27 protein-coding genes are annotated in these 26,805 nt (G+C 66.7%); 13 read left to right on the top strand and 14 right to left on the bottom strand.

Going from position 1 to position 26,805, the window contains the following annotated elements; translation table 11 throughout:
* The 6 genes from prmA to NX778_RS10725 form a co-directional block, all read right to left on the bottom strand.
* The gene (gene prmA / locus NX778_RS10750) at positions 1-951 is read right to left on the bottom strand and encodes a 50S ribosomal protein L11 methyltransferase (protein WP_258811719.1); all 951 of its coding nucleotides are present in this window, start codon (positions 949-951) and stop codon (positions 1-3) included.
* Positions 948-2,348: an acetyl-CoA carboxylase biotin carboxylase subunit gene (gene accC / locus NX778_RS10745; RefSeq protein WP_258811718.1), complete on the bottom strand. Its 1,401-nt coding sequence runs from the start codon at positions 2,346-2,348 to the stop codon at positions 948-950. Before accC ends, prmA begins: the two co-directional genes overlap by 4 nt.
* A gap of 87 nt (positions 2,349-2,435) precedes the next feature.
* Positions 2,436-2,906 carry an acetyl-CoA carboxylase biotin carboxyl carrier protein gene (gene accB / locus NX778_RS10740; RefSeq protein WP_258811717.1) on the bottom strand — a complete coding sequence of 157 codons (471 nt, stop codon included), beginning with the start codon at positions 2,904-2,906 and terminating at the stop codon, positions 2,436-2,438.
* 83 nt (positions 2,907-2,989) lie between these two features.
* The gene (aroQ, locus tag NX778_RS10735; protein WP_258811716.1) at positions 2,990-3,421 is read right to left on the bottom strand and encodes a type II 3-dehydroquinate dehydratase; all 432 of its coding nucleotides are present in this window, start codon (positions 3,419-3,421) and stop codon (positions 2,990-2,992) included.
* Positions 3,422-3,693: 272 nt separating this feature from the next.
* Positions 3,694-4,245, bottom strand: a complete 552-nt coding sequence (locus NX778_RS10730; protein WP_258811715.1) for a TlpA family protein disulfide reductase — start codon at positions 4,243-4,245, stop codon at positions 3,694-3,696.
* Positions 4,242-4,874: a hypothetical protein gene (locus tag NX778_RS10725; RefSeq protein ID WP_258811714.1), complete on the bottom strand. Its 633-nt coding sequence runs from the start codon at positions 4,872-4,874 to the stop codon at positions 4,242-4,244. The genes NX778_RS10730 and NX778_RS10725 overlap by 4 nt, the downstream gene beginning before the upstream one ends.
* A gap of 79 nt (positions 4,875-4,953) precedes the next feature.
* Between NX778_RS10725 and mpl the strand changes: the two genes are divergently transcribed.
* The 10 genes from mpl (at position 4,954) to corA (ending at position 14,780) form a co-directional block, all read left to right on the top strand.
* The gene (mpl, locus tag NX778_RS10720; protein ID WP_258811713.1) at positions 4,954-6,324 is read left to right on the top strand and encodes a UDP-N-acetylmuramate:L-alanyl-gamma-D-glutamyl-meso-diaminopimelate ligase; all 1,371 of its coding nucleotides are present in this window, start codon (positions 4,954-4,956) and stop codon (positions 6,322-6,324) included.
* 43 nt (positions 6,325-6,367) lie between these two features.
* Positions 6,368-6,946: a YqiA/YcfP family alpha/beta fold hydrolase gene (locus tag NX778_RS10715; protein WP_258811712.1), complete on the top strand. Its 579-nt coding sequence runs from the start codon at positions 6,368-6,370 to the stop codon at positions 6,944-6,946.
* On the top strand, positions 6,943-7,527 hold the full coding sequence (locus tag NX778_RS10710; RefSeq protein ID WP_258811711.1) for a chorismate--pyruvate lyase family protein: 585 nt from the start codon (positions 6,943-6,945) through the stop codon (positions 7,525-7,527). Before NX778_RS10715 ends, NX778_RS10710 begins: the two co-directional genes overlap by 4 nt.
* Before the next feature lie 2 nt (positions 7,528-7,529).
* Complete coding sequence (locus tag NX778_RS10705; protein ID WP_258811710.1) at positions 7,530-9,572, top strand: ribonuclease catalytic domain-containing protein; 2,043 nt, start codon at positions 7,530-7,532, stop codon at positions 9,570-9,572.
* A complete protein-coding gene (locus tag NX778_RS10700; protein WP_258811709.1) occupies positions 9,569-10,825 on the top strand; it encodes an SGNH/GDSL hydrolase family protein in 1,257 nt (418 codons plus the stop codon). The genes NX778_RS10705 and NX778_RS10700 overlap by 4 nt, the downstream gene beginning before the upstream one ends.
* Positions 10,826-10,951: 126 nt before the next feature.
* Positions 10,952-11,812 (top strand): TonB C-terminal domain-containing protein, encoded by an 861-nt coding sequence (locus NX778_RS10695; RefSeq protein WP_258811765.1) that lies wholly within the window; start codon positions 10,952-10,954, stop codon positions 11,810-11,812.
* Positions 11,805-12,611, top strand: a complete 807-nt coding sequence (gene aroE, locus NX778_RS10690) for a shikimate dehydrogenase (protein WP_258811708.1) — start codon at positions 11,805-11,807, stop codon at positions 12,609-12,611. The genes NX778_RS10695 and aroE overlap by 8 nt, the downstream gene beginning before the upstream one ends.
* The gene (mtgA, locus tag NX778_RS10685) at positions 12,608-13,315 is read left to right on the top strand and encodes a monofunctional biosynthetic peptidoglycan transglycosylase (protein ID WP_258811707.1); all 708 of its coding nucleotides are present in this window, start codon (positions 12,608-12,610) and stop codon (positions 13,313-13,315) included. The genes aroE and mtgA overlap by 4 nt, the downstream gene beginning before the upstream one ends.
* Positions 13,312-13,728 carry a DUF4124 domain-containing protein gene (locus NX778_RS10680; RefSeq protein WP_258811706.1) on the top strand — a complete coding sequence of 139 codons (417 nt, stop codon included), beginning with the start codon at positions 13,312-13,314 and terminating at the stop codon, positions 13,726-13,728. Before mtgA ends, NX778_RS10680 begins: the two co-directional genes overlap by 4 nt.
* 86 nt (positions 13,729-13,814) lie before the next feature.
* Entirely contained in the window at positions 13,815-14,780 is a 966-nt protein-coding gene (gene corA / locus NX778_RS10675; RefSeq protein WP_258811705.1) for a magnesium/cobalt transporter CorA, read from the top strand.
* Positions 14,781-14,795: 15 nt separating this feature from the next.
* On the opposite strand, the gene NX778_RS10670 is transcribed toward corA, so the two are convergent.
* The 3 genes from NX778_RS10670 to NX778_RS10660 form a co-directional block, all read right to left on the bottom strand.
* Positions 14,796-15,263, bottom strand: coding sequence for a cbb3-type cytochrome c oxidase subunit I (locus tag NX778_RS10670; RefSeq protein WP_258811704.1), 468 nt, complete (start codon positions 15,261-15,263; stop codon positions 14,796-14,798).
* A gap of 145 nt (positions 15,264-15,408) precedes the next feature.
* On the bottom strand, positions 15,409-16,734 hold the full coding sequence (locus NX778_RS10665; RefSeq protein WP_258811703.1) for a GAF domain-containing protein: 1,326 nt from the start codon (positions 16,732-16,734) through the stop codon (positions 15,409-15,411).
* A complete protein-coding gene (locus NX778_RS10660; protein WP_258811702.1) occupies positions 16,731-17,231 on the bottom strand; it encodes a hypothetical protein in 501 nt (166 codons plus the stop codon). The genes NX778_RS10665 and NX778_RS10660 overlap by 4 nt, the downstream gene beginning before the upstream one ends.
* 70 nt (positions 17,232-17,301) lie before the next feature.
* Between NX778_RS10660 and NX778_RS10655 the strand changes: the two genes are divergently transcribed.
* Both NX778_RS10655 and NX778_RS10650 read left to right on the top strand, forming a co-directional pair.
* Entirely contained in the window at positions 17,302-17,814 is a 513-nt protein-coding gene (locus NX778_RS10655) for a hypothetical protein (protein WP_258811701.1), read from the top strand.
* A gap of 45 nt (positions 17,815-17,859) precedes the next feature.
* Positions 17,860-18,546: an SOS response-associated peptidase gene (locus NX778_RS10650; protein ID WP_258811700.1), complete on the top strand. Its 687-nt coding sequence runs from the start codon at positions 17,860-17,862 to the stop codon at positions 18,544-18,546.
* Here the strand turns inward: NX778_RS10650 and NX778_RS10645 are convergent, their stop codons facing one another.
* The 3 genes from NX778_RS10645 to thiD form a co-directional block, all read right to left on the bottom strand.
* Positions 18,547-19,818, bottom strand: coding sequence for an NRAMP family divalent metal transporter (locus NX778_RS10645; RefSeq protein ID WP_258811699.1), 1,272 nt, complete (start codon positions 19,816-19,818; stop codon positions 18,547-18,549). It abuts the gene before it with no gap.
* A gap of 252 nt (positions 19,819-20,070) precedes the next feature.
* Positions 20,071-21,369 carry a glutamate-1-semialdehyde 2,1-aminomutase gene (gene hemL / locus NX778_RS10640; RefSeq protein WP_258811698.1) on the bottom strand — a complete coding sequence of 433 codons (1,299 nt, stop codon included), beginning with the start codon at positions 21,367-21,369 and terminating at the stop codon, positions 20,071-20,073.
* A gap of 10 nt (positions 21,370-21,379) precedes the next feature.
* Positions 21,380-22,213, bottom strand: a complete 834-nt coding sequence (thiD, locus tag NX778_RS10635; RefSeq protein WP_258811697.1) for a bifunctional hydroxymethylpyrimidine kinase/phosphomethylpyrimidine kinase — start codon at positions 22,211-22,213, stop codon at positions 21,380-21,382.
* A 100-nt stretch (positions 22,214-22,313) separates the two neighbouring features.
* On the opposite strand from thiD, the gene NX778_RS10630 reads away from it, so the two are divergent.
* On the top strand, positions 22,314-22,466 hold the full coding sequence (locus NX778_RS10630) for a rubredoxin (RefSeq protein WP_258811764.1): 153 nt from the start codon (positions 22,314-22,316) through the stop codon (positions 22,464-22,466).
* Positions 22,467-22,540: 74 nt separating this feature from the next.
* Here the strand turns inward: NX778_RS10630 and NX778_RS10625 are convergent, their stop codons facing one another.
* Positions 22,541-25,198, bottom strand: coding sequence for a polysaccharide deacetylase family protein (locus NX778_RS10625; RefSeq protein WP_258811696.1), 2,658 nt, complete (start codon positions 25,196-25,198; stop codon positions 22,541-22,543).
* A gap of 58 nt (positions 25,199-25,256) precedes the next feature.
* Complete coding sequence (locus NX778_RS10620; protein WP_258811695.1) at positions 25,257-26,711, bottom strand: cryptochrome/photolyase family protein; 1,455 nt, start codon at positions 26,709-26,711, stop codon at positions 25,257-25,259.
* Between the last annotated feature and the right edge of the window lie 94 nt (positions 26,712-26,805).

Below are 26,805 nucleotides of genomic sequence, written 5' to 3'. Positions count from 1 at the left end.
TTACTCCGCGCGGGGCGTGCGCGGCGGCGGTGCTGTCTCGCTGCCGAGTTGCCCGTGAAGGGCGACCCAGCCGTCCTGCTCGGCCCAGACGCCCAGCTTGATGAATGGTGCGTAGGCCGCGGCCACTTCCTCGGCCTGGCGTTCCAGCACCCCCGACAGGATCAGCGAACCGCCCGGCGCCACCCGGCCCGACAGCATCGGCGCCATCAGCTTCAGTGGGCTCGACAGGATGTTGGCGACCACGGTGTCGTAGCGCTGCTGCGCATGCGACGATTGCGCGAACTGGTCGGGCAGGAAGTACTCGATCTGCGCGCAGTCGTTGCGCACCGCGTTCGCGCGCGCCGATTCGATGGCTTGCGGGTCGATGTCGACGCCGGCGATTTCGCCCGCGCCCAGCTTGCTGGCGACCATGGCCAGGATGCCGGAGCCGCAGCCGTAATCGAGCACGGTCTTGCCCGGCGCGGGATGCGCTTCCAGCCATTCCATGCACAGGCGCGTGGTCGGGTGGCTGCCGGTGCCGAAGGCGAGACCGGGGTCCAGCTCCAGCACCAGCGCGGAAGGGTCGGGGGCGTCGTGCCAGCTCGGCACCACCCAGATGTTTTTACCGATGTGGATCGGCTCGAACTGCGACTGCGTCAGGCGTACCCAGTCCGCATCGTCCACCGCGCGGGTGGTGAAGGCGGGCGCGGAGGGCAGCTTGATGGCGGCGGCCGCTTCGGCCACGATCGCGGCCTGGTCGGCGTCGACGTCGGTCAGCGCGACCACGCGCGAGCGGTCCCAGGCGGCTTCGGTGGGCGTCATGCCCGGTTCGCCGAACAGCGGTTTTTCGTCCGCCGTGCCTTCGTCCGCGTCTTCCACCGAGACCGACAGCGCGCCCGCTTCCATCAAGGCGTCCGACAGGGCCTCGGCATGGTCGCGCGCGATCTCGATGACGACTTCGGTCCAGCTCATGCTTCTACCTTGGCTTCCGATTTGGCGCCGATGGCGCCTTCCTTGTCCAGGTCCGGCTTGTGGGCCAGCTTGTGTTCGAGGTAGTGGATGTTGGTGCCGCCTTCGATGAAGCGCGCGTCCACCATCAGCTCGCGGTGCAGCGGGATATTGGTCATGATACCCTCAACCACCATCTCCGACAGCGCAATCTGCATGCGGCGGATGGCCTGATCGCGGGTGGCGCCGTAAGCGATCACCTTGCCGATCATCGAGTCGTAGTGCGGCGGCACGTAGTAGCCGGCGTACGAGTGCGAGTCGACGCGGATGCCGGGGCCGCCCGGCGGGTGCCAGGCGGTGATGCGGCCCGGCGACGGGGTGAACTTGAACGGATCCTCGGCGTTGATGCGGCACTCGATCGCGTGGCCCGACAGCATGATGTCGCGCTGGCGGAAGCGCAGCTTCTCGCCGCAGGCGATGCGGATCTGCTCCTGCACGATGTCGATCCCGGTGATCATCTCGGTGACCGGGTGTTCGACCTGGACGCGGGTGTTCATCTCGATGAAGTAGAACTCGCCGTTCTCGTACAGGAATTCGAAGGTGCCCGCGCCGCGGTAGCCGATCTTGCGGCAGGCTTCGGCGCAACGGTCGCCGATCTTCTCGATCAGCTTGCGCGGGATGCCCGGCGCCGGCGCTTCCTCGATCACTTTCTGGTGGCGGCGCTGCATCGAGCAGTCGCGCTCGCCGAGCCAGACGGCATTCTTGTGCTCGTCGGCCAGCACCTGGATCTCGATATGGCGCGGGTTCTCCAGGAACTTCTCCATATAGACTTCCGGGTTGCCGAAGGCCGCGCCGGCCTCCTGCTTGGTCATCGCCACCGCGTTCAGCAGCGCCGCTTCGGTATGCACCACGCGCATGCCGCGACCGCCACCGCCGCCGGCGGCCTTGATGATGACCGGGTAGCCGATGCGGCGCGCGACCTGGATGATCTCCTTGGGGTCGTCGGGCAGGGCGCCGTCCGAGCCCGGCACGCAGGGCACGCCGGCCTTGATCATCGCCTGCTTGGCCGAGACCTTGTCGCCCATCAGGCGGATCGAGTCGGAACGCGGGCCGATGAACACGAAGCCCGATTTCTCGACGCGCTCGGCGAAGTCCGCGTTCTCCGACAGGAAGCCGTAGCCGGGGTGGATCGCCTCGGCGTCGGTCACTTCGGCCGCGCTGATAATCGCCGGCATGTTCAGGTAGCTGAGCGCCGACTGTGCCGGGCCGATGCACACCGACTCGTCGGCCAGCTTCACGTACTTGGCGTCCTTGTCCGCTTCCGAGTGCACGACGACGGTCTTGATGCCCATTTCGCGGCAGGCGCGCTGGATACGCAGCGCGATTTCACCACGATTGGCGATAAGGATTTTTTCAAACATGGTTTCGGGTTCTCTGATGACCGGCCTGGGCGGCCGGGAGGGCGACATTCGAAAGGGCCTCGTCGAGGCCCGCGCCGCAGCAGGCGTTTAGCCGATCACGAACAGTGGTTGGCCGAATTCGACCGGTTGGCCGTTCTCCACCAGGATCTTGGTGATGGTGCCGGACACGTCGGCGTCGATCTCGTTCAGGAGCTTCATCGCTTCGATGATGCACAGGGTGTCGCCTTCCTTCACATTGGCGCCGACTTCGACGAAGGCCGGGGCGCCCGGTGCGGACGAGCGGTAGAAGGTGCCGACCATCGGCGACTTGACCACGTGGCCGGTCTCGGCGGCCGGTACGGCCGGGGCCGGTGCGGCGGCAGGGGCGGCCACCGCGTGCGCGGCCGGCGCCGCCGAATACTGCTGGACGCTGCCCGGCGGCATCATGACGACCTGGTTCTGCGGAATCCCGGACGATTTGACGATGCGAACTTTGCTTTCGCCTTCGGTCACTTCGAGTTCAGCAATGTCGGACTCCGCGACCAGATCGATCAAAGTCTTGAGTTTTCGTAGATCCATGTGAAACCCCTTGGAATTATTTATATTGTTGAGTATGCAGTGCAGAAAGCACTCAGAATACGTGAAGTTACCGTAGATTAACGCTATTTAAGGGCGAAGTCGATGGCAAGACGATATCCATCGGCCCCCAGCCCGCAGATCACCCCGCGCGCGATCGCCGACAAAAACGAATGGTGGCGAAACTCCTCGCGCTGGTGGATGTTCGAGAGGTGCACTTCGATGAATGGGATGGCCACCCCCGCCAGCGCATCGCGCAAGGCCACGCTGGTGTGGGTCAGGCCGCCCGGGTTGATGACGATGGCGTCGATGCCTTCGCCGCGGGCGGCGTGGATCCGGTCAATCAGCGCTCCTTCATGGTTGCTCTGAAAGCAGGCCAGGGTGGCGCCGGCGGCCGCGGCCTGTGCTTGCGCTGCCTGTTCGATGTCGGCCAGCGTGGTGCTGCCGTACACCGCAGGCTCTCGTGTCCCCAATAAGTTCAGGTTGGGGCCGTTGAGCAGCAGGAGCGATTTCGCCATATTCAGAGGTCTGGTTGCCCGAAAGTCAGGCATTTTGACGCCAACATCGCCTATTGGCAAGCGATATTGTATTCGTTTGTAAAGCCTGATAAATAAACGAACGACCGTTCGCGCTGAGGGAATTACCGTTACTCAGAGCAACGTAGAACATCGTCGTCCCGGCGTAGGCCGGGACCCATAGACCGCCGGCGCCGTCGAAAATATGAGGGCCGCAGGCCGGTTTGCTCAGCATGGGTCCCGGCCTTCGCCGGGACGACGTGCTGGAGCAAACACTAGAGTTTCGCCAGGTCGGTCCGCAACTGGTCGAACTTCAGGGTGCCCAGATAGGTCTTCTTCACCTGCCCATCCGCCCCGATCAATACGGTGAACGGCAAGCCGCCCGCCTCATTGCCGAAGTCGCGCGCCAGGTCGGTGCCGCCCATGCCGGCCACGTAGAGCGGATAGGAAATCTTCAACTTCCCCGCAAACTGGGCGATGTTCGACGGCGAATCGATGCCGATCCCGATGACATTGATGTGCTTCGCCTTCATCTCCTTGGCGAAGGCGTCCAGCTCCGGCATCTCGCGCACGCAGGGCGCGCACCACGGCGCCCAGAAATTGACCACCAGGGGCTTGCCTTGCCATTGCGACAAAGCTTGTTGCTTTCCGGTAGAGTCATTGAAGGACTGCCCGAACAGATGGGTGGTCGCGGTGTGCGGCTTGCCGCCGGTGTCGGCGTAGGCGGTGGTGATCGGCCCATCATTCTGGAAATGGCCGGCAAGGGCGCCGAAGATGCCGAAGGCGGAGGCCACGACCGCGTAGCCCAGCAGGTTTTTCTTGTTCATTCGTCCTGTTCCAAAGTTACGTCTTGAGTCATCAGCTTGCGCAGGCCGGCCGCATCGACGCGCTGCAGGCGGCCATCCGGACGCGGCTTGAGCGCGCCGCGCAGGTCCTCGAATTCATACAGTTGCGCGTGCACCGCCTCGTTATGCCACAGGAAGCTCACCGTTTCAACCGGCTCATGGCGGGCGCCCTTGAAATGCGCGGTTTCCGAGAGCTCGATATTGATGTTCTTATTTAATAGGAAGATCTCGACTTCCTTGGCGCTGTCGGCGAACAATTGCAGGTGGATGTCGTCGTGGGCCGTCGCCGTGCCGTTGAGCACGGGGCCGGTGAGATAGGGGCGGAACTCGGCCAGCGCGTCCATCACTTCCAGCGCCAGGTTACGCAGCGTGAACAGGCGGGCGGCCTGCTGCGGTCCCTGGAACAGGGCCTGGTAGCGCCGCACCTCGTCTTCGATCTGCAGATTGTCCGGCAAGACATTCGGGGCGGGCTGGTCCACGCCGAGCACCTTGCGGGCCGCCTTGCGGCGGGCCGTGTCGTAATCGGCGCCATCCTCGGCGATCAAGCGGGCCGCCGCGGCGGCGATCTGGGACCGCAGCGCCTGCGGGTCATTGGTTTGGCTCGGATTCATGGGCTCGATGATACTCCCGAACGGAAATCGGCTGCACGTCGGGTAAAATCGCGTCTTCGCCATTTCCTCCCTTCTACCCATGCACATTCATATTCTCGGTATTTGCGGCACCTTCATGGGTGGCCTTGCAGTCCTGGCCAAGGAAGCGGGACATCGCGTCACCGGCTGCGATGCCAATGTCTATCCGCCGATGAGCACGCAGCTCGAGGCGCAGGGGATCGAACTGATCCAGGGCTACAGCCCGGACCAGGTCTCGCTGAACCCGGATCTGTATGTGATCGGCAACGTGATGACGCGCGGGAATCCCCTGATCGAGGAAATACTTAACCGCGGGCTTAAGTATGTGTCCGGCCCGCAGTGGATCGGCGACCATATCCTGCGCGACAAGTGGGTGCTGGCCGTGGCCGGCACCCACGGCAAGACCACGACCACCTCGATGCTGGCGTGGATCCTGGAAGATGCCGGCTATGCGCCGGGCTTCCTGATCGGCGGCGTGCCGATGAACTTTGGCATCTCGGCGCGCCTGCGCGGTGGTAAGGAATCGGCATTCTTCGTCATCGAGGCGGACGAGTACGACACCGCCTTCTTCGACAAGCGCAGCAAGTTCGTGCACTACCACGCGCGCACCGCCGTGCTCAACAACCTGGAATACGACCACGCCGACATCTTCCCCGACATCGGCGCCATCGAGACCCAGTTCCACCACCTGGTCCGCACGGTGCCGGGCGTGGGCCGCATCATCGCCAACGGCGACGAGGCCTCGATCGGACGCGTGCTCAAGCGCGGCTGCTGGAGCGAGAAGGAAAGCTTCGGTTCGTCCGAAGGCGTGAACTGGACCCTGGTCGAGCATCCGGGCGGCGCCAGCTTCGACGTCGTGTTCAATGGCGAGACCCAGGGCACGGTCCACTGGGAATTGACCGGCAAGCACAATCGCTACAACGCGCTGGCCGCGATCGCCGCCGCCCGCAGCGTCGGCGTGCCTCCGGCACAGGCGGCCGAGTCGCTGTCGCGCTTCCAGAGCGTCAAGCGGCGCATGGAGGTGCGCGGCGTGGTCAAGGGCGTGACCGTGTACGACGACTTCGCCCACCACCCGACCGCGATCGCCACCACGGTAGGCGGGCTGCGCCAGAAGATCGGCAGCACCGGCCGCATCCTGGCCGTGCTCGAGCCGCGCTCCAACACCATGAAGCTGGGCGCGATGAAGGATGCGCTGCCGGGCAGCCTGAAGGATGCCGACCTGGTGTTCGGCTTCGGCAGCCAGCAGGCGCTGGGCTGGTCGCTGGGCGATGCGCTCAAGCCCATGGGTTCGATCGCGCACACCTTTGACCAGCTCGACTACATGGTGCAGGCGATTGTGCAGAATGCCCAGCCGGGCGATCACATCCTCGTGATGAGCAATGGCGGCTTTGGCGGCATCCACCAGAAACTGCTTGAGGCGCTGGCCAAGTGAAACCAGTTGAGAGCAACGGTAACGATATGTGCCGGGTTGTCGAATGATTTTGTATTTGCACGGCTTCCGCTCGTCCCCGCGCTCGTTCAAGACGCGGGTGGTGGCCGACCGGATGAAAGCGCTGGGCCGCGGCAATGAACTCATTTGCCCGCAGTTGCCTGCTTCGCCGAAGCAAGCGATGGAACTTGCCCTCAGCCTGGTCGAGCGCTACCCGGCAAACGAGCTGGCCGTCATCGGCTCCTCGCTCGGCGGCTTCTATGCGACCTGGCTGGCCGAGCGCCTCGGCTGCCGCGCGGCGCTGCTGAACCCGGCGGTCAACCCGCTCAAGGACCTGGAAAAGCACGTCGGCGTCACCACCGCCTGGCACTCCGACGAGCCGTTCGAGTTCAAGCGTGAATACATCGATGAGCTGGCCGCACTGCGCATCGCGCGCATCACCCGGCCCGAACGCTACTACCTGCTGGCCGCGACCGGCGACGAAGTGCTCGATTACCGCGACATGGTGGCCCACTACCAGGGCGCGCAGCAGCACGTGATCGAAGGCAGCGACCACGCGATCCCGGAATTTGCGCAGTATGTGGACGAGGTGCTGGCGTTTTGCGGAATGGAAGCGCCGCGGTGAGGGGCGCGTCGCTGCGCCAGGCCCGCTGGCTGCCCCACGCGAACGGCGTGCAGGCGCCGCCGCGCATGCGCGACTGGCTGACCTCGCCCGGCTCGCTGACCGCGAAGCTGATCGCGCACAGCCGCCAGTTCCGGGTCCAGCGCCTGCACCAGGCGGCGGCCACCTGCCTGCCCGACGAAGCGGCCGCGATCGGCCTGGCGCGTCCGGGGCGCGCGTTGGAGCGCGAGGTGCTGCTGCGCTGCGACGGCGAGCCGGTGGTGTTCGCGCACACCGTGGTCAACGCCGCCAGCACCGCCACCGACTGGCCGCTGTTCTCGGCGCTGGGCGAGCGCTCGCTGGGCTCGACCCTGTTTTATGATCCGCTGGTGAAGCGCGGCCAGCTTGAATTTGCGCGCATCCGCGCCGGCCATCCGCTGTACGCGCGCGCCAACGCCGCGCTCGGCGGTTCCCTGCGCGAGCGGATTTATTACGCGCGGCGCTGTGTCTACCGCCGCCATCAAGGCCTGCTGCTGGTCACCGAGGTATTCTTGCCTTCCGTGCTAGCGCTGGCGGCAGCCGAACCCAACACGAACACACGATAACGATGAACCTCTTTTTCGAAGAATCCGGCGATTTCAAGGTCGGCGCCGTGCTGCAGCAGCAGGGCGAGGCCTACCAGGTCGAAATGCCATCCGGTAAGCGCACCAAGGTCAAGTCCAAGGACGTGCTGCTGCAATTCGACAAGCCGAATCCGGCCGACCTGCTGGAGCAGGCCAAGGCCATCGCGGCCGAGGTCGATCTCGATTTTCTGTGGGAAGTGGCGGGCCAGGAAGAATTCGGCTTTGCCGAGCTGGGCGCGGAATACTTCGGCCACCAGCCCTTGCCGGCGGAAGCGGCCGGCCTGGTGCTGGCGCTGCACAACGCGCCGATCTTCTTCTATAAAAAGGGGCGCGGCCGCTACAAGGCCGCGCCGGAACAATCGCTGCGCGCGGCCCAGGCCGGCATCGAGCGCAAGAAGCAACAGGCCATCGTGCAGGCCGCCTGGGTCGATGAGCTGAAGGCCGGCAAGCTGCCCGAGGCCCTGGCGCCGATCGTGCAGCAGCTGCTGTTCAAGCCGGACAAGAATTCGATCGAGTACAAGGCGCTGGAAACCGCCGCCGACGAGCTGCAGACCACGGCGCCGCGCCTGATGCTGCGCACCGGCGGCATCGCCTCGGCCAAGGACCTGCATATGTCGCGCTTCCTGTTCGAGAACTTCCCGCGCGGCGCCGGCTTCCCGCAGGTGGCGGTGCCGCCGGCCCCGGCCGGCTTGCCGCTGGCCAAGGTCCAGGCCTTCTCGATCGACGACGTCACCACCACCGAGATCGACGATGCGCTGTCGGTCGAGCACCTGGACAATGGCATGGTGCGGGTCGGCATCCACATCGCCGCGCCGGGCCTGGGCATCAAGCCGGACGACGCGCTCGACAAGATCGCGCGCGCCCGCATGTCCACCGTCTACATGCCCGGCGACAAGATCACGATGCTGCCGGACGAGGTCGTCGACGCCTACACCTTGGCCGAGGGCAAGGACTGCCCGGCACTGTCGCTGTACGCCACCCTGAACACGGCGGACTGGACCGTCGTGTCGACCGAGACCCGCGCCGAGCGCGTGCCGATCAAGAGCAACCTGCGCCACAACGACCTCGACGACGTGGTCAACGAGCAGACCCTGGAATCGGGCGAGGGCGACTATCCGCACAAGGCCGAGCTGGGCCTGCTGTGGAAATGGGCGCTGAAGCTGGAAGCGGGCCGCATGCAAAAGCGCGAAGCCTTCGGCCTGAAGCCGGAGCAGGCCAACCGGGTCGACTTCAACTTTTACGTCGACGACGACGTGGTCAGCATCGTGCGCCGCAAGCGTGGCGCACCGCTCGACAAGATCGTGGCCGAGCTGATGATCTTCGCCAACAGCACCTGGGGCAAGCTGCTGCACGACTCCGGCGTGCCGGGCATCTACCGTTCGCAGGGCGCCGGCAGCGGCGCCGGCTGGAACGCCAAGATGCAGGTGCGCATGGTCACCCATGCAGCGCCGCACCAGGGGCTGGGCGTGGACCAGTACGCGTGGAGCACCTCGCCGCTGCGCCGCTACACCGACCTCGTCAACCAGTGGCAGATTCTGGCCTGCGCCGGGCACGGCGTGACCGCGCCGCTGGTGGCGCCGTTCAAGCCGCGCGACGCGACCCTGTTCTCGATCGTGTCGGCCTTCGATGCGGCCTACTCGGCATACAACGACTTCCAGCAGGTCATGGAGCGCTACTGGTGCCTGCGCTGGCTGGGCCAGGAGCAGGCCAAGGTGGTGGACGCCGTGGTGCTCAAGGACGAGGTGCTGCGCCTGGTCGAGATCCCGCTCATCATCCGACTGCCGGGCATGCCGCAGGTGGCGCGCGGCGCGCAGGTGAAGATGGACATCATCGGCTGGGACGAGGTCGACCTGTCGCTGGAAGCACGCATGCTGGAGGTGTCGGGCGTGGCGTCGGAGGCGGACCTGCCGGTGGATGAGGAAGAGGACAGCGGCCAGGCCGCCGCCGAAGAGGCGGTCGAAGCCGAAGGCGCGGTGGCCGTGGTCGAACCTTCCGCAGCGGCGGTCGAGCCGGCACCGGAAGCATGAGGGCAGGGCTGGCGCGCGGCCTCGCCGCGCTCGCCGCGGCCGCGCTGCTGTCCACGGCCAGCGCGCAGCAGCCCGCGTCCAGCTGGGTCGGCACCTGGGGCACGGCGGCCGGCGGTCCGGCGCTGCCGGCGCAGCAGCATGTCTTCGACGGCCAGACCGTGCGCCTGGTCGTCCACACCAGCATCGGCGGCGCCCGCGTGCGCATCCGCCTGTCGAATGAACTCGGCGCCCAGCCGCTGCGGATCGGCGCGGCCCATATCGCACTGCGCAAGCATGGCGCGGATACCGTGCCCGGCACCGATCGCGTGCTGACCTTCGGCGGCCTCGCGTCCGCCACCATTCCTCCGGGCGCCCCGTTGCTGTCGGACCCGGTCGAGCTGGACGTGCCCGCGCTGGCCGACCTCGCCGTCAGCCTGTACCTGCCGGGGCGCGCCGAAGCCGCCACCGTGCACGAGTGGGCGGCGCAGACGAGCTACGTGTCCGGCCCGGGCGACTTTACCGGCACGGCCTCGCTGCCGCGCAGCCAGGCGATCGGCTACTGGCCCTTCCTGACCGAAGTCGACGTCGAGGCGCCGGGCGCCGGCGCCGTCGTCGCGCTGGGCGATTCGATCACCGAGGCGTCCCTGACCGCGCGCGACGCGAACCACCGCTGGACCGACCTGCTGGCGCTGCGCCTGCAGCGCGCGCCCGGCGATCGCATCGGGGTGGTGAACCGTGGCGTCAGCGGCAACCGCATGCTGCGCGACCCCGGCGAGCAGCCCTTGTTCGGCAAGGCCCTGCTGGCGCGCTTCGACCGCGACGCGCTCGCCAGCGCCGGCGCGCGCTACCTGGTGGTCCTCATCGGCATCAACGACATCGGCCACCCGGGCATGGGCGCGATCCCGCTGGCGGAAACGCCGGCGCCGCAGGACCTGATCGCGGGCTACCGCCAGCTCATCGCCCGCGCCCACGCCAAGGGACTGGCGGTGTACGGCGCCACGCTGCCGCCATTCGAAGGCACCACTTTCGCGAAGTTCTACACGCGGGACAAGGCCGCGGTGCGCGACGCCGTCAACCAGTGGATACGCGGCAGCGGCGAATTCGATGGCGTCATCGACTTCGACCGGGCGCTGCGCGATCCCGATCACCCGACGCGCCTGCTGTCGAAGTACGATTCCGGCGACCACCTGCATCCCAACGACGCCGGCAACCAGGCCATGGCCGATGCGATTCCGCTGGAGCTGTTCCACTCCGCAGCCGCGCCGCGACCGTAAGCGGAGCCGGTGAGGCTCGCCGCCCACCACATGCGGCCCGGCGCACGGTAGAATGGACGATTCCGTGCATCAACAGCCGCCAGGCCCGCTTACTGCGTGAATTTTTCGCAACACAACCGTCCCCTGATGATCGCCATCGCCGTTTCGGTGCTGGCCCACGCGGCACTGCTGGCGGTGCGCTTCGTGGCGCCGGACGCGTTTCGCATGGCGCCCGCCGACCCCGGCATCGAAGTCATCCTCGTCAACGCCAAGCACGCGCAGGCGCCGTCCAAAGCCGACGCCCTGGCCCAGGCCAATCTCGACGGCGGCGGCATGGCCGAGCAGGGCCGCAGCAAGTCGCCCCTGCCTGACCTGCGCAAGACCGAGGATGGCGACAGCCTGAAGGCGGTCCAGCGCCGCGTCGCCGAACTGGAGGAAGTCCAGCGCAAGCTGCTGACCAAGTCCAGGTCGTCCGCCTTCAATGCCGCCCCGGTCACCGAAAAGGACAAGCCCGACCCGAACCGCAACGGCGCCGAGCTGGTCGAAACCAGCAAGGCCATCGCCCGCGCCGCGGCCGAAATCGCGGACCGCATCGAGGACCAGAACCGCCGCCCGAAGAAGACCTTCATCAGTCCGTCCACCCGCGAAGTCGGCTACGCGATCTATTACAAGCAGCTGCAAAAGCGCGTCGAGGAAACCGGCACGCTGAATTTCCCCCAGCAGGCCGGCAAGAAGCTGTACGGCGAACTGGTGATGACCATCCCGGTCTTCGAGGACGGCACGCTGTACATGAAGGAAGGTGGGCCGCATATCGAAAGCAGCTCGCGCAATCCGGCGCTGGACAAGGCCGCGCTGGCGATCGTGCGCCGCGCCGCGCCGTTCGGCAAATTCCCGCGCAATATGCGCAGCGCCGGCCGCAGCGACGTGTGGGTGGTCGTCACCCGCTTCCGGTTCACCCACCAGCAGAAGGTGGTAGCAGAAGGCGTCAAGGACGTGAAACATGACTGATAAATACTGCGTGATCGGCAACCCGATCGCGCAAAGCCGCTCCCCGCAGATCCACGCCGTGTTCGCGGCGCAGACCGGGCAGGACATCTCGTACGAACGCTGCCTGGCGCCGGTCGACGACTTCGCCGGCACCATCGGCCGCCTGGTCGCCGAAGGCTACAAGGGCGCCAACGTGACCGTGCCATTCAAGATCGAGGCGGCGCAGATCGCGACCCGCCTGTCGGAGCGCGGCCGCGCCGCCGGCGCCGTCAACACGCTGGCCTTCCGCGACGGCGAGATCTACGCCGACAACACCGATGGCGCCGGCCTGATCGCCGACATCGTGCGCAACGCCGGCGTGCCGCTGGCCGGCAAGCGCGTGCTGATGCTGGGCGCCGGCGGCGCCGCGCGTGGCGCCGTGCTGCCGATCCTGACCGAAGGCCCGCGCGAGCTGGTGATCGCCAACCGCACCCGCGCCACCGCCGAGGCGCTGGCCGCGCAGTTCGAGGGACGCGTCGCGGTCTGCGACTTCGCCGACATCGACGCGCCGTTCGACGTGATCATCAACGCCACCTCGGCCAGCCTTGCTGCCGCCGTGCCGCCGCTGCCGCCGCTGGCTTTTTGCCCGGACACGCTGGCTTTCGATATGATGTACGCAAAAGATCCGACCGTCTTCATGGAATTCGCGGCGGCGCATGGCGCCAAGGTCCGCGACGGCCTGGGGATGCTGGTCGAGCAGGCGGCGGAAGCCTTCGCGCTGTGGCGTGGCGTGCGGCCTGGGACAGAACAACTCCTGAAAGAACTGCGCAGCAAACTATGACGAAAGCACGCAAGCCGGGCCGGCGCTGGGTGAAGTGGATCTTCCTTGGACCGATCCTGGCCGTGCTGCTGCTTCAGTTGTACTTCTTCGTGCAGATCTGCTGGTGGACGCGCTTCGATCCGTCGTCGACCAGCATGCAGCGCGCGCAGCTGGCGGAGCTGCGCAAGACCAATCCCAATGCGAAGCTGGAAAAGCAGTGGGTGCCGTACAACCGTATCTCCGACAACCTGAAACGCGCGGTGATCGCCTCCGAGGACGCCAACTTCACCGAGCATGACGGCGTGGATTGGCAGGCGCTGGAAAAGGCCTACTCGCGCAACAACCAGCGCCACAAGGTGGTGGGCGGCGGGTCGACCATCACGCAGCAGCTGGCCAAGAACCTGTTCCTGTCCGGCTCGCGCAACTACCTGCGCAAGGGCCAGGAGCTGGTCATCGCCTACATGCTGGAGGCGGTGATGAGCAAGGAGCGGATCCTTGAGCTCTACCTGAACGTGGTCGAATTCGGGCGCGGCGTGTTCGGCGCCGAAGCGGCGGCGCGCCACTATTTCCATACCAGCGCCGCGGGGCTGAACGGGGCGCAGGCCGCGCGCATGGCGGTGATGCTGCCCAATCCCCGCTACTACGACCGGCACCGCGAGACCAACTACCTCGCGCGCCGCACCAGCATCATCGAGCACCGCATGAGCTACGCGGACCTGCCGTGAGCGCGCGTACGGTAATGCGCCAGCGCGGCGCTATCAGCCTGCTCTGGGTGATCGTCCTGTCGGCCTTGCTGGCGCTGGCCGCCATGGCCGCGCTGTTCTCGATGCGCTACGAGCGCAACCTGTTCGCGGAAGCCTGGCACAAGGTCGCCGGCGGCGACGCCGCCCGCCACGCGCTCGATGCCGCCGCCTGGGCCACCGGCGCCACGGCCGACCCGGTGCTGCGCAAATGCCTCATCGGCGGCAAGCAGGTCGTGTCCAACGTCGACTGCGCAGCCGACAACACGACCACCAAAACCATCGAGATCCACGACAGCCACGGCTTCGCGCCGCTGGCGCCGCCGCCCGCGCCACGGAAGGAGGAGCCGACCTCCAACCCCGCCATCGACAAAATGATCGAAAAACAGCTGCGCTAGCGGCAAAACTGTTGTTTCGGGGTGGCCGGGCACAGTCCTTACAGGTACACTTGCGCTGATTTCGATACCGGCCCGGAAATGCGCGCATGATCAATGTCTTTGTTCTCCAAAATGGTCGCCTGAACCAAGTCCCCATCGCTTCCCGCGAGGATCTGGAGAACATTGCCCCGGTCTGGGTCGACCTGACCGATCCCACCGACGAAGAACGCGCCTGGGTCAAGACGATCTACGGCGTGCTGCTGCCGGGCGAGGACGAAGTGTCCGACATCGAGGCCTCCGCCCGCTACTACGAAGCCGAAAACGGCGACCTGCACCTGCGCACCGACTTCCTGCTGGAAGAAGACGACGGCCCGTCGCGCATCGTCACGGTCGCCTTCATCCTGGCGCACAAGATGCTGTTCTCGGTGCACACGGACGACCTGCCGGTGTTCCGCCTGGTGCGGCTGCGCGCGCGTTCGCGTCCCGGCTCGATCGAAGACTACATGGACGTGCTGCTCGACCTGTACGCGACCGACGCCGAGTATTCGGCCGACGCGCTCGAAGGCATCTACGAGAGCCTGGAAACGGTCAGCCAGCGCGTGCTGCAGAAGGAATTCACCGACCAGGACGCGGCCTCCGCGCTGAATGCGATCGCCCACGAGGAAGACCTGAACGGCCGCATCCGCCGCAACATGATGGACACGCGGCGCGCGGTCAGCTTCCTGATGCGCGGGCGCCTGCTCAACACCGACCAGTTCGAGGAAGCGCGCCAGATCCTGCGCGACATCGAGTCGATCGACGGCCACACGTCCTTCCTGTTCGACAAGATCAACTTCCTGATGGACGCCACCGTCGGCTTCATCAACATCAACCAGAACAAGATCATCAAGATCTTCTCGGTGGCCTCGGTCGCCTTCCTGCCGCCGACCCTGATCGCCAGCGTCTACGGCATGAATTTCAAGTTCATGCCGGAGCTCGACTGGCACTTAGGCTACGGCTGGGCATGGGCGCTGATGGTGGCCAGCGCCTTCGCACCGTTCTGGTACTTCCGCAAGCGCGGCTGGCTGAAGTAAGGCCGGTCGAGCCAGTCAGCGTGCCGCCGAGCGCGCCGGCGCGTAGGCTTCCATTTCTTCATCCGCTACCTCGACCGTCTTGCCGACGTTCAGGTAGATGTTGGCCGCGAACGCCGCGATGCCGATGGCCGCGACAATCTCCGACAGCGCCAGCACAGGCTCGATCGCCGGATTGCCGAGCAGCAGCACGGCGAGCGAACCCAGCATCACCGGCACCGACAGATTGATGAGCCAGAAATGGATCTTGGCCAGCCGGCTGGCGCCCGCCACCGGGAACACGGTGTAGACCAGGCCGGCCAGCGCCATCGTGGTCCAGCCGAGCAGGTTGATGTGGGCGTGGACCGGCGCCAGCGCGAAGTTGCGGCTTGCGCCCATGGCGATGCCGAGGCCGACGCCGATGATGAGATAGGTGATGGCCAGCTTGAGCCAGATGACGCCGGCGCGCGAGAACTGCGGGGCGGCGTAGGAAGCGGTGGTGTGCATGTGCGACTCCTTGATGCGGTGCGGGTGAATGAGCCGTTGTTCGCCACGCGGGAACGACGGAAAGGCTGCATTCTAGGTCGCACCGGCGCACGAAATCTCACCGATTGTTCGATTAAGGTTTTTTTAGGATTTGCTGAACCAAGTTTTAAGAAACCAGCCGCAAGGGCCGTTTGGAGTGCAGGCGGAAACGACCGCGCCCCGTCTTTTCGATATGTATGCCGACGTCGCGCTCGGCCAGGCGGCGCGCCAGCAGCAGAAGGCGCGCTTCGAGATTGTCGGACAGGTCGGGCAGGCGGATGCGCGGGTCCAGGCGCAGCTCGCGGTTGGAAAATTCGTTGCGGCCCAGCGCGACCGCGTCGGTCACCAGCGCCACGAAAATCGAGCCGGCCACGCCCTTGATGAGGTAGTCGTCGCCGAGGAACACGCTGTCGTTCTCGGGATAGTGGCGCACCAGCAGCGGCTCGCCGAGCGGGCAGTCGCGGTGGCCGCCGGGCGCCGTCACTTCCTCGGCAGTAGCGTCGCTCGACGATTGCAGCATGTGGATCGCCATCGCCAGCTGGTTGCCCAGCGCGACCAGCGCGTCTTCGTCGTCGTAGCTGAAGCGCATGTCCTGCGGGCTTTCGACGAACAGCACGCCGATCAGGCGCTGCGCGGCCAGCATCGGCACCGCCAGCTGGCTGCGCGAGGCGGCCAGGCCGGGAAAGGGAATCGCGGTCTCCAGCGCGCCGGTGCCGCCGTCCAGCGCATTGTCGCGGATCGCGCGGTTGTACGAATACTCGGCGCTCATGTGGCCGATGCGGATCGGCGTATGCTCGCGCGCCGCCACGCCGATCACGCCGTCGCCCAGCGAGATCTCGGAGCCGACCCCGGATTCCTCGTAGCCGCGGCTGGCCACGGTGTACAGGCGCTGGCCCGGCTGGTCGTACAGCAGCGCCATCGAATGGGCGATGTCGAATTCGCGCGCCAGGCTGTCGAGCGTGTCGGACAGCAGGGTTTCGAGGTCGCCGCCGGGGCCGATGCGGGCGGTGGCGCGGCGCAGCGCGGCCAGCAGGTTGCGCCGGGGCGGCGGCGGCAGCATCTCGCCCGGCACCTGCTCGACCTCGTGGACGCGGAACACGTCGGAGCCCAGCAGCTTGAACACCTGGCTCATGCCCATGTGCGAGGCGATGCCGGCGATCTTGGCCTTCATGCTCTCGAACAGGGCGCCGGCGGTTTCGGTGCGCAGGAACTCCAGCCGCAGGCGATACTGCAGGCCGCTGGTCGGGTCGATCACGACCAGCATCGCGCGCGGATTTTCCAGCAGGTTGGCGCGGGTCTTGTTGAAGAACTGGTAGGACAGGGCGACGTGGTCGCTGTCGACGAACTGCACCTGCGACAGGTAGGCCACGTTGGGCGTGCCGTCCAGGCTCACCGTGGTCATGGTCGAGGGGATGACGCCTTCGAAGCAGGCGCGGATGGCGTCGACCCTCATGCGCCCACCTGCAGGGCGCGGCCGGCGTTGGGGCCCGGCGTGGCCGAATAGGCTTCCAGCGGGGTGAAGCTGACCACGGCCAGGTCTTCGTCCGGGAAGGCGAGCAGGGTGCGGATCAGGGAGTGCGGGTAGCCCAGCGGTTCCAGCGCGGCGGCGAAGGCGTCGCGGTAGCGGGCGACGAGGGCCCGGTCTTCCGGCGGGCAAGGTTCGATGCGCCCGTCGCGGCCCTTGAGCTGCAGGGTGCGGTGGGTGGCCGGGCTGCTGAAGACGGCGGCGATACGGCCGGTCTCGCGCACGTGGGCCAGTAAAGCTGCGATCTGCACCTGCGACACGAACATCTGCACGGTCAGGCGGTCGGCCGACACCCGGCACCCGGCCGCACGCCCGATGCTGGGCTGCAGGTCGGCGCTGCAGGAACCGAGGGTGAGCGAGATCCCGTCCTGCTGCATGAAGGCGGCAAGTTCGGCATCGAGTAGCGGAGTGGTCGTGTTGGGCATGTTATTGTTAGTAGGGCCGTAGCCGGAATGATACTACTCAATGCCGATGTCGAGAGGGAGATCGCAACCGATGAGATATGTTCGCAACGCTTTGCTGGCAGCCTGCCTGCTGGCCTGCCTTCCGGCCCGGGCCGCCGAGCCGTGGGTGGTGGGTTTCGACGGTGTCGGACCGTTGCGTTACGGAATGACATTTGACCAGGTCAATGCCCGGCTGGGGCACGGCCTCAGGCATACGCCGCCCGAGCTGCGGGCCAACAAGCGCTGCGAACAGCTCGGACTGGACGCGGTCGGCCGGGATGGCATCTGGCTCATGTTCGTCGACGATGTGTTCAAGCGCGTCGATGTCCAGGGCGGGGCCCGCACCGCGGCCGGCATCGCGGTGGGCGACCAGGCGGCGCGCGTGTATGCGTCCTACTCCAAGGTTGCGTCGGAGCCGCGCCCCTACGTGCCCGAGGAGCGCTCGCTGACGGTGACGGCGCCCGATGGCCGGCATGCGATCCGCTTCGAGACCGAAAACGGCGCCATCGTGGTGTTCTTCGCCGGCGACGCGGTGCCGGTGCAGTGGATCGAGGGCTGCCTTTGAGCGAGCGCTGTTATGATGCCGGGATCACTTCTCCCGGCCCGGTCCATGTGCGTTAATTTCCGTCCTCCCTTGCCCGAACAACTCGACGCCGTGCTCGGCGTGCTGGTCGACATTTACAAGGATTGGGACTGGCCGACCGAAACCTGGAAGGACTACCTGGCGCCGATCGTGCGGGCCGGCGCCGACGGCCGGCGCGAGCTGGCGCTGGCGAGCTACGGCATGGTCCCGCGCCGCCATATCCCGCCGGGCGTGCGCGTGTTCGACACCATGAACGCGCGCGCCGAGTCGATCGGCGAAAAGCGCTCGTTCGCGCCGGCATGGCGCAAGGCGCAGCTGTGCGCGGTGCCGATGAGCTGTTTCTACGAACCGAATTACGAGAGTGGCAAGCCGGTGCGCTACGGGATCGCCATGCACGACGAGTCGCTGTTCTACGTCGCCGGCCTGTGGCGCGAGTGGCAGGAGGCGGACGGCAATCTGCACACCTCGTTCACCCAGATCACCATCAACGCCGACGAGCATCCGCTGATGAAGCGCTTCCACAAGCCCGGCGACGAAAAGCGCTCGCTGGTGGTGGTGCCGCATGACGAGCTGGATTCCTGGCTGGGCTGCCGCGACCCGGAACTGGCGCGCAGCTTCCTGCGCCATTATCCGGCCGAGGCCATGAAGGCATGGCCGGCGCCGATGCCGCCGCGCCGGCTGACCACGGCCCCGGGCTCGGAGTCGCTGTTCTAGTTACATCGTCACGAACATCGCCACCACGGCGACCAGCATGATCGCCACGCCGAACCAGCCGATCAGGGTGTGGCGGGTGGACAGGGTGAACTGGCCCATGATCTTGCTGTTATGGGCCAGCATCATCATCACGGTCATGATCGGCACCGCGATCACGCCGTTGATCTGGGCCGACAGCACCAGCGCCTTGATCGGGTCCAGCGGCGCGAAGTCGAGCAGGATGCCGCCCAGCGTGGCCAGCGCGATGATGCCGTAGAACTCGCGCGCCTCGACCACCTTCAGGTCCAGTCCATTACGCCAGCGGAAGCTCTCGGTGACCGCGTAGGCGGCCGAACCGGCCAGCACCGGCACCGCCAGCATGCCGGTGCCGATGATCCCCAGCGCGAACAGCATGAAGGCGAATTCGCCGGCCACCGGGCGCAGCGCTTCGGCGGCCTGCGCCGAAGTCTGGATATTGGTGATGCCGTGCGCGCCCAGCGTGACGGCGGTGGTGAGGATGATGAAGTAGGCGACCAGGTTGGAGAAGCCCATGCCGAGGATGGTGTCGGTCTTGATGCGGCGTAGCTGCTTGCCGGCGTCCTTGCCGCCGATGCGCAGTGCGCGCGCGGCGCGGTCGGCGCGGATCTCCTCCACCTCCTGCGAGGACTGCCAGAAGAACAGGTAGGGGCTGATGGTGGTGCCGAACACGGCGACCACCAGCGCGACCGAATCCTTGGTGAACTGGAAGTGCGGCCACACGGTGCGCGCGATCACCTCGGTCCACGGCATATTGATGGCGAAGGCCGTGGCCACGTAGGCCAGCAGCCCGAGCGTGAGCCACTTCAGGTAGCGCACGTAGCTGCTGTAGGGGAGCAGCACCTGCAGCACCAGGCACAGCACGCCGAAGCCGAGCGAATACAGGTGCACCGGGCCGGCGCCGACCACCAGGCGCATCGCTTCGCCCATGGCGGCGATGTCGGCCGCGATGTTGATCACGTTCGCGATCAGCAGCAGCAGCACGGTCACGTACAGCAACCAGGGCGAGTAGGCGCGCCGGATATTGGCCGCCAGTCCCTTGCCGGTGACGCGGCCGATACGCGCCGAGACCAGCTGGATGCCGACCATGAAGGGGTAGGTCAGGACCAGGGTCCACAGGGTGTTGAAGCCGAACTGGGCGCCGGCCTGGGAGTAGGTCGCGATGCCGGATGGGTCGTCGTCCGCGGCGCCCGTGATCAGTCCGGGGCCCAGCGCTTTCAGGGTCGCGTTGTTGGTAAGGCGGCGGAAGAATTTCATCAATGGCCTGCGCAAATGCACGGCGCGGCCAACGGGCAACGTCAGCGTGCCGAGGGTGGGAAAGCGCGATTATGCGAACGATTCATAGTCGAGGCGAAGTTTAGCACGGTGGAAAGCTCGACAATGTGCGGCGGGTAACAGAAGGCAATGAACGTCGTTCCTGCGGAGGCGGGAACCCCATTCCGTAGCGCAGCCACTCACGCAAAATGGGATTCCCGCGTTCGCGGGAATGACGTTCTCCTGGTGAGCGGCTTAAGCAAGCCGCGCAAACACGCGGCGGGCGGCGTCGATGGTCTGCCCAATGATGGCGTCGTCGTGCGTGGCCGAGACGAAGCCCGCCTCGAACATCGCCGGCGCGAAGTACACGCCTTCCTCCAGCATTCCGTGGAAGAAGCTGTTGAAGCGCGTCTTGTCGCCCGCCATCATCTGGCCGTAAGTGGACGGAATCTGCGCCGAGAAGTACATGCCGAACATGCCGCCCACCGAATCCGCGCAGAACTCGATGCCGGCTTCCTTCGCCGCCGCCGCGAGGCCGTCGACCAGCTTGCGCGTTTGCACGGCCAGCTTGTCGTAGAAGCCCGGCTGCTGCACCAGCTTCAGCGTGGTCATGCCGGCAGCCACCGCGACCGGATTGCCCGACAGGGTCCCTGCCTGGTACACCGGGCCGATCGGCGCCATATTGTGCATCAGGTCCGCGCGGCCGCCGAAGGCCGCGACCGGCATGCCGCCGCCGATCACCTTGCCCAGGCAGGTCAGGTCCGGGGTGATGCCGTACAGCGCCTGGGCGCCGCCGAGGCCGACGCGGAAGCCCGACATCACTTCGTCGAAGATCAGCACGGCGCCATGCTCGGTGCACAGCTCGCGCATGCGGCGCAGGAACTCCGGCGTGGCGCGGATCAGGTTCATATTGCCGGCCACTGCCTCGACGATCACGCAGGCGATGGTGTCGCCCATCGACTCGAACGCGTCCTCCAGCTGCGGGATGTTGTTGTAATCGAGGACCAGGGTGTGCTTGACGAAGTCTTCCGGCACGCCGGCGGAAGTCGGGTTGCCGAAGGTGAGCAGGCCGCTGCCGGCCTTGACCAGCAGCGAGTCGGCGTGGCCGTGGTAGCAGCCTTCGAACTTGATGATCTTGTCGCGGCCGGTGGCGCCGCGCGCCAGGCGCAGCGCGCTCATGGTGGCTTCGGTGCCCGACGAAACCAGGCGCACCTGCTCGATCGACGGCACCAGGCGGCAGATTTCTTCAGCGATCTCGATTTCCGCTTCGGTCGGCGCGCCGAAGGACAGGCCGGCGCTGGCCGCGTCCTGCACCGCCTTGATCACTTGCGGGTGCGCGTGGCCGAGGATGGCCGGGCCCCACGAGCCGACATAGTCGATGTAGCGCTTGCCGTCGGCATCCCAGATGTAGGGGCCATCGGCGCGCGTGATGAAGCGCGGGGTGCCGCCCACCGAGCGGAAGGCGCGCACCGGCGAGTTGACGCCGCCCGGCGTGGTCTGCTGGGCGCGGGCGAACAGGATGTCGTTTTTCGAAGTTTGCTGGTCAGTAGTCATGGTCCGTTTCTTAGTCCTTGTCCTGGGCCGCGCCGCCAAACGGGACGCGGTAAAACCTGTCGGGCACGAGCTTGCCCATGCCGAAGCGCTGCGCATTGGCCAGCGCGCCGGTGGTGTATTCCTGTGCGCGCCGCATCGCTTCCTCGGCCTCGAAACCGAGCGCCATCAGCGCCGTGAGCGCGCCCGACAGCGTGGTGCCGGCGCCGATGAAGGTGCCCGGCAGGTGCTGGAACTCGTACTGCGCGACCACGCCCTCGGCGTTGAACAGGGTGTTCGAGCGCGCGCCCTTGGCCCCGGTGGTGCCGGTGACGAGCACGAATTCGCAGCCGCTGCCAGTCAGCTCGGCCACGTGTTCTTCCAGCGGGACGGTGTCGGCCCCCTCGCGCCACGTTTCGGCCATGCGCGCCAGCTCCACCTGCGATACCATCAGCAGGGTCGACTGCGGCACCAGGATCTGGTGGATGGCGGACACCATGTCCTCGTCGAGCAGGCCGGAATCCGGAAGGCTCGACAGGAAGGGGTCGAGGATCAGCGGCACGTCCGTGTAGTCGGATACGATCTCCGCGATCGCCGAGGCTTGTTCGATGCTGGCCAGCGCGCCGACCTTGAAACCGGCGACCGGCATATCTTCCAGCAGGACGCGGGCCTGGTCCATGACCCAGTCCGGGTCGATTTCCTGCATGTCCTCGACGCGCGCGGAATCGGCGACCAGGATGCCGGTGGCGACCGTCAGCGCATGGCAGCGGTGGGCCGCAAATGCCGCCTGGTCCGCCTGGATGCCGAGTGCGCCTACCGGGTCGGACATGCCGAAGGTGAGCACGAGTGGCGAAGTTTGGTTTTGCACGGCGGGTAGATTAAGATGCGTGGTTCCCCCCATTTTACTAGATAGAAGGAATGAAAACGTGAGTAGTAGTGAAACAACGGCCCCGGCGTACCAGACCTGGATGTGCATGATCTGCGGCTGGGTCTACGACGAAGCCGTCGGCGCGCCCGAAGAGGGCATCGCGCCCGGCACCCGCTGGGCCGACGTGCCGATGAACTGGACTTGCCCGGAGTGCGGCGCGCGCAAGGATGATTTCGAGATGACGGTCATCTGACGCGTCGTCCTTCTGCAAACAAAATGGGGTCCCGCGTGCGCGGGAACCCCATTTTGCATGCAGACCGCTAACGCCTAGAGCTGCTCCAACTGCTGCCGCGCATACCCCGCGCCCGACCCATTCGGCGCCAGCTCCAGGTAGGTCTTGTACGCCGCCTTCGCCTTGTCCTTGTCGCCCGCGTGCCCGTGCGCATCGGCCAAATTGAGGTACGCAATCGCCCGCGACGGATCCATCTTGATCGCGTTCTCGAACCAGCGCGCCGCTTCCGCGAACTTGTCCTGCTTGTAGTAGACGAAGCCGAGGTTGTTCGCGGCCAGCGCAAAGTCTGGACGCAGCTTGAGCGCTTCGGTGAACTGCGCTTCGGCCGCCGCGTACTGCTTCTCCTTGTACAGCTGCAGGCCGCGGTCGTTGGCGCGCTGCGCCTGCTGGCGCGCCGACACCGGGACCGGCGCCGGCGTGGCGATCGTGCGCTCGCCGCCTTGCAGGTCCTTGACCACCACCGGCTCGGCCGGCGCGCTGGCCTTGGCGTCCAGCTTGTTATTGAGCGCGATGGCGTCGTTGGACAGCTGCGCGGTCTGGGTATTCAGGAACTCGTTCTCGGGCGGCAGTTCGAACACGAAGTCGCCGCCTTCCGAACCGGGCAGGCTGCCGAATGCCGGCGTCTGGTGCGACACGCTGGCCACCGCCGGCGCTACATAGGCGGCCAGTTCGGTCGCCGTGATCAGGCCGTCGCCGTTCAGGTCGGCCTTGCCGCCCAGGCCTTGCAGCAGCGTCCATGTGAATACCGAGTGGCCGTTCGGCCCGCCGTCCGCGACCATCTGGTCGGCGCCGCCGGCGGTGAGCATCTGGCGTCCGAGCCGCCTGGCGTTGTCGCGCAAGAAGGACGAGTCCGATCGCCCGCGCGTGAGACCGAGGCCGCTGTAGCAGGCATCCATCACGAATAGCTCGTGCTTGGCCGACAGGCTTTCGGCGATGTTCTGGATTTCGGTCATCGGGATCGCGTCGGTGTCGAAGCTGTCCGGGTCCGAATCGTAGGGGATGATGTAGCCCAGTTCGCGGCCCGAGCTCAGTTTGCGCGTGGCGCCGTGGCCGGCGAAGAAGACGAACAGCCGGTCGTTGGCTTGCATGCCGCCGTGCGCCAGCCGGTCGTGGAAGGCGGCCAGGATGCCGGCGCGGGTCGCCTGTTCGTTCGACAGGGTGAAGACGTGGTCGGCCGCGAAGCCGAACTTCTGGATCAGCATCTCGGACACGCCCCTGGCATCGCGCACCGCGTATTGCAGGCGCGGCCACTTGGGATAGCTGTCGATGCCGACCACGATCGCCCACGAGCTGGCGTAGCCGGTCGCCGCCGCGCGCGGGACCGGCGCGGTCTCGGTGCTCGGGACCTTGAAGGTGCTGCCGTCCCAGCCGGCGAAGCGATAGCCTTCCGCCACCAGCCGGTCGAGCACCGCCGGCAGCGCCTTGACGGTGCGCTCGTGGATGTCGTGGAACAGGATGATGCCGCGGCCTTCCTTGTTCACGGTGTTCAGCACCCGGTCCGCGATCGAGGACGGCACCGGATCGGCCCAGTCGAGCGAGTCGATATTCCACATCACCGAGGTCAGGTGCGCGCTGGCCAGGTAGCCCATGCCTTCCTTGCTGCGCGCGCCGTACGGGAAGCGGAACAGCTGCGCGCGGTGCGGGTCCATGGCCTTGAGCAGCGCGTCGGTGTTGAAAATCTCGGCCTTGAGCGCATCGCCCGAGGCTTTCGACAACTGCGCGTGCGTGAAGCTGTGGTTGCCGACCGCGTAGCCGTCGGCCATCAGCTTGCGGCTGACTTGCGCCCCGGCGTTCAGGCGCGGCTGGCCGGCCTTGTCGATCTCGCCCAGGTTGCGGCCGACGTTGAAGAAGACGGCCGGCGCGCCGTACTGCTTGAGGATCGCCGCGATCTCGGCGCTGTAGCGGCGGTGCGGGCCGTCGTCGAAGGTCAGCACCACGGTCTTTTTCGGCAAAGCGGTACCGAAAATCTCCGCCTCGTCCTTCTGCTGCGGCGCCGGCGGTTCCGCGGGTTCGGGGCGCGGCGGGTAGGGCAGCACCACGCCGTAGTCCTTGAGGATGCGCTCGCGCTGGTACAGCGTCTGCAGGTGCGCGACGTAGGCGTCCCATTTCTCGCGCTTGAGCTGGATGGCGCGCGTGTCGAAGCGGCCGAACACCGCGCGGATCTCCTTGTCGTAGTTGCGCTCGATCTCGGCCAGCGCGTCCAGGTCTTCCGACACGCGCTTGTGCAGCTTGATCGCGCGCAGCGAGGAATCCTTGGCCAGTTCGCCCTGCAGCCCGGCCAGCAGTTCGCGGTAGGCGAGGCGGTCGGCATCGAACAGCGACGGGTCGGATTCGACCTGGTCCAGCAGGCTGTCGAGCGCTTCATGGCGGCGCGGATTGTTCGATGCCGCCAGCCGCGCCAGTGCGCCATCGAGTTTGGCTTGCCGCTCCTGGTTTTCGTGGAACAGTTCGCGCCCGACCAGGTTGGCCTGTTCGCGCTCGTTCGCGCCCGGCGTCGCCTCGCCGGCGGTGAGCACGATGATCTTGCGGTAGGTCGCCAGCAGGTCCTTCATGCCGGCGGCGATCGGCGCGGTGTCCACGGCCGGTCCTTGCTGGCGCAGCGCGGCCGGAGGGGCTTCATGCAAGACGTAGACGGCGGTCGCGCTGGAGGCGACGACGGCGAAACCGGCAAGGAACAGGGCTTTGCGACTCACGATGCGATGTGGAAAGTGATATTGATTCTAGAACAATATCATTTTCGCGCGGCGCGGACTATGCCTCCCTCTCAGTCCTGATGGCTTCGAAGCGGGCGAGGGTGCGCTTGCGCGCCTGCTCGTGGTCGACCAGCGGCCATGGGTAGTCGCGTCCAAGCTGCACACCCTGCGCTTGCAGCAGCGCCGGATCGGCCAGCCACGGCGCATGAATCTCGCGGGCTCCCAGCGCGGCCAGTTGCGGCAGCCAGCGCCGGATGAAGGCGCCGTCCGGGTCGAATTTGCGCGACTGTGTCAACGGATTGAAGATGCGGAACCACGGCTGGGCATCGCAGCCGGTGGACGCGGCCCACTGCCAGCCGCCGTTGTTCGAGGCCAGTTCGTAATCATTGAGCTTGAGCGCGAAGTAGCGTTCGCCGCGGCGCCAGTCGATGCCGAGGTCCTTGGTGAGGAAGCTGGCGGTCAGCATGCGCAGGCGGTTGTGCATGAAGCCCGTCTGGTTCAGCTGCGCCATCGCCGCGTCCACCAGCGGATAGCCGGTGCGGCCCGCGCACCAGGCGGCGAAGTCCTCGTCGGCTTGCGGTCCCTGTTCCCAGGCGACGCCGTCGAACGCGGGCCGGAAGGCCTGTGTGGCCACGTGCGGATTCTGGGCCAGGATCATCGCGTAGAAGTCGCGCCAGATCAGCTCCGACAGCCATACCGTGGCGCCGGCCGCACCATGCGCACCGACCTGCTGCGCGGTGCGCACCAGGTGGCGGATCGAGGTGGTGCCGAAGCGCAGGTGCACCGACAGGTGCGAAGTCGCATCCAGCGCGGGGAAGTCGCGCGTGCCGCCGTAGCCGCCGATGCGGTCGAGGAAGTGGTCGAACAAGGCGGCGGCGCCGGACATGCCGGCCGGTTCGACCGGCGCTGGCGGCGCGATGAAGCCGATGTCGGCCAGGCCGGGCAGGGCGGTGCCGGCCGGCGGCGGGGCGAGGGCGCCGGCGCGGCTCTCGACGTCGTGCGGCGCCAGCGCCTGCGGCTCGGCCGCGAGCCGCTTCAGCCATGCGTTCTTGTATGGCGTGAAGACCGAAAACGGCGTGCCGCCCTGCGTCAGGACCTCGCCGCGCTCGAATATGACCTGGTCCTTGAAGCTGGCGAGCCGCCGCCCATCGGCCTCCAGCCGCGCCGCCACGCCGGCATCGCGTGCGATCGCCTGCGGCTCGTAGTCGCGATTGGTATAAACAGTATGTACGCCGAGCCTTGCGGCGAGCCGCGGGATCTCGTCCCGTGGATCGCCATGCAGCACGATCAGCCCGCCGCCCATGCGGCGCAGGTCGGCATCCAGTGCGGCCAGGCTGGCGTGGATGAAGTGGACGCGGCGGTCGTCGCGCGGCAGCCCGGCCAGGATGCCGGTGTCGAACACGAAGGCGCACCAGGCCTGGGCGCCGGACTCATCCAGCGCGGCGCCCAAGGCGGCGTTGTCGAAGCTGCGCAGGTCGCGCCGGAACCAGACGAGTTTCTTGCTTTTCGGCATCTTTTGATGTGCGTGGTCAATGCGGCAGGGGATTTTACTGTCTAGTATTGAAGCCAGAGCGCGCGCCACGGCGCCCCCCGGGAAGGCTCGCGGC

The sequence above is a fragment of the Massilia terrae genome (assembly GCF_024753145.1).
GTDB classification, from domain to species: Bacteria; Pseudomonadota; Gammaproteobacteria; order Burkholderiales; family Burkholderiaceae_D; genus Telluria; species Telluria terrae.
This window is presented reverse-complemented; position numbering and strand designations above follow the sequence as displayed.